This window comes from Janibacter sp. CFPM2_SD2 (assembly GCF_057364645.1).
In genome coordinates, this window is sequence record NZ_JBNFOF010000318.1 from 1 (window position 1) to 1,879 (window position 1,879).

General features: G+C 72.2%; 2 protein-coding genes. One reads left to right on the top strand and one right to left on the bottom strand.

Features of this window, described 5'->3' with window-relative positions:
• Positions 1-165 precede the first annotated feature (165 nt).
• Positions 166-552, bottom strand: a complete 387-nt coding sequence (locus tag AC2W7J_RS17855) for a hypothetical protein (protein ID WP_485984078.1) — start codon at positions 550-552, stop codon at positions 166-168.
• Positions 553-743: 191 nt separating this feature from the next.
• Here AC2W7J_RS17855 and AC2W7J_RS17860 point away from each other — a divergent pair.
• Positions 744-1,879: proton-conducting transporter transmembrane domain-containing protein (locus AC2W7J_RS17860; RefSeq protein ID WP_485984080.1), on the top strand; the 1,136-nt coding region annotated here is incomplete at its 3' end.

Below are 1,879 nucleotides of genomic sequence, written 5' to 3' on the forward strand. Positions count from 1 at the left end.
CGAGGTCGACGCAGGCCCGGTGCGCGGCGGCCGCAAGCGCCCGCTCCCCCAGGTCACGCAGCCCACCGGCAAGCCGACGATCGGCCTCGCGCCGGTGGTCCGGCGACAGGCACGCGGTCTCGCGCACGACGATCGTCGCCCGCCACTCGCTGATCTCCCCGGCTGTCAGCGCGGCCATCGTGCCGGGCAGCTCGTGGACGAGCGCCCGCGCGGCGCCGACGTGAGGTCGGCCTGACCCGGCGAGCACCGCCGCGCCAGCGCTACCTCGCTGCGGGTGGCGCGGCGTCGCAGCGATGCCTCGCGACGGGAGATCTCCTCGGCGGCGGCCATCTCGGCCACCCGCGCGTCACGCTCCTCGACGAAGCGCGCGGTGGCGCGGGCCTGCGCGGCGGCAGCGGCCCCCTTCGTCATCTCGAGGAGGGCGACGACCTCGAGCAGCTCGACCTCGGTCAGCCCGTCGACGCCGGTGGCGGACACCTCGGCGAGGACGGCGCGCAGGCGCCCCGGGACCGTGGTCCCACTGACCTGATCGGTGATCGACTGCTGTGTCATGGCGCCTCCCCTCGCCCCTCCAGCATCGAACATATGTTCGAAGAGTTCAAGAGGGTGGGCCGAGATTTCTTCGGGAACATGCCGAGCCGGGCACCTACGGCACCGCGAGGACGCGCGTGCACCCCGGCCTCGGGGCGCCGGTCACCTGCCGTTAAACTGAACTCCCGTCCCCGGACCCGTGAGAGGCCCTCGTGACCCTGCTGCTGCTTGCGCACTTCGCGGCGGCAGCAGTTGCGCCCGGCCTCGCCAAGTTCCTCAACCGACGCGCCTTCCTCGTCCTGGCCCTCGTGCCCGCCGCGGCCTTCGCCTGGCTTCTCGCCCAGACCGGCGACGTGACCGCCGGCCGGTCGATCGTCGAGGGCATCGCCTGGGTCCCCTCGCTCGGCATGGACTTCGCACTGCGGCTCGGCACCCTCCAGTGGCTCCTCGGGCTGCTCGTCACCGGCGTCGGTGCCCTCGCCCTGCTCTACTGCGCCTGGTACTTCAAGCCCGACGACCCCAGCCTGTGGCGCTTCACGGGCGTCTTCACCGCCTTCGCGGGCGCCATGCTCGGCCTCGTCCTCGCCGACAACCTCCTGGCGCTCTACATCTTCTGGGAGCTGACCACCGTCTTCTCCTACACGCTCATCGGGCACAACCCGGTGCGCTCGGCCAACCGCCGCTCCGCCACCCAGGCCCTGCTCGTCACGACCTTCGGCGGCCTGGCGATGCTCATCGGCACGGTGATCATCGGCGAGACGAGCAGCTACACGATCAGCGAGATGCTCGCCTCGCCGCCCCCGGCCGGCGCCCTGACGACGACGGCCGCCCTCCTCGTCCTCGTCGGCGCCCTCACCAAGTCGGCGCAGGTGCCCTTCCACTTCTGGCTGCCCGGCGCCATGGCCGCCCCGACCCCGGTGAGCGCCTACCTGCACGCAGCCTCGATGGTCAAGGCCGGCATCTACCTCATCCTGCTGCTCGAGCCGATCTTCGCGGACGTGCCCGGGTGGCGTCCGGTCCTGCTCGTCCTCGGCCTGTGGACGATGATCCTCGGTGGCTGGCGCGCCCTGCGTCAGGACGACATCAAGCTCCTCCTCGCCTACGGCACGGTGAGCCAGCTGGGCTTCATGACCGTCCTCGCGGGCGTCGGCACCCAGGCCGCCGGGCTGGCCGCCCTGGCCCTCGTCCTCTCCCACGCCCTCTTCAAGTCGGTGCTCTTCTTCAGCGTCGGCATCATCGACAAAGGGACCGGCACCCGCGACCTGACGCAGCTGCACGGCCTCGGGCGCACCGCACCGGTCCTCGCCGCGCCGCGCACCTCGTCCGCCGCCCTCCGCATAGTCCGGGC

Coding starts and splice junctions, on each gene's coding strand:
- AC2W7J_RS17855 (WP_485984078.1), bottom strand. CDS start 552: ATGACACAGCAGTCGATCACCGATCAGGTCAGTGGGACCACGGTCCCG.